At 66.4% G+C, this 396-nt stretch carries 2 pseudogenes; both read left to right on the top strand.

The window, feature by feature from the left end:
- Positions 1–271 (top strand): annotated as a pseudogene (locus tag EOA28_RS38425) (ABC transporter ATP-binding protein); the annotation flags it as partial.
- Positions 268–396, top strand: a pseudogene (locus tag EOA28_RS40800) (peptide ABC transporter ATP-binding protein); the annotation flags it as partial. The pseudogenes EOA28_RS38425 and EOA28_RS40800, both read left to right, overlap by 4 nt.

Here is a 396-nt window from a genome sequence, read left to right as displayed (position 1 = left end):
CGACACCATCGCCCAGGCCGAGATCGTCGCCCTGATCCGCAGGCTGGTCACGGAGGACGGCATGACGCTCATCTTCGTCAGTCACGACATCGCGCTCGCCGCCTCGCTCGCCAATCGCATCGCGGCGCTGCGCCATGGCGAACTGGTCGAGCTCGGCGAGACCAGTCAAATCGTCAACGCGCCTCAGCATGCCTATACGCGCGCCCTGCTCGACGCTCATCTTGGCCTCGACGCCGAGCCTCCGCTTGACCGACAGGGCATCTCGGCATGATCCTGCTTGCCGTCTCCAATCTCACCAAGCGCTACCATCGCGGCGGCAAGGCTTTCGCGGCAGTCGATGACGTATCCTTCGAGATCGGCCCGGCGGAGACGCTGGCGCTTGCCGGCCCGTCCGGC

It is taken from the genome of Mesorhizobium sp. M2A.F.Ca.ET.067.02.1.1, assembly GCF_004023285.1.
GTDB lineage: Bacteria > Pseudomonadota > Alphaproteobacteria > Rhizobiales > Rhizobiaceae > Mesorhizobium.
The sequence above is the reverse complement of the archived record's forward strand: the minus strand, read 5'-3'. Positions and strand labels throughout refer to the sequence as shown.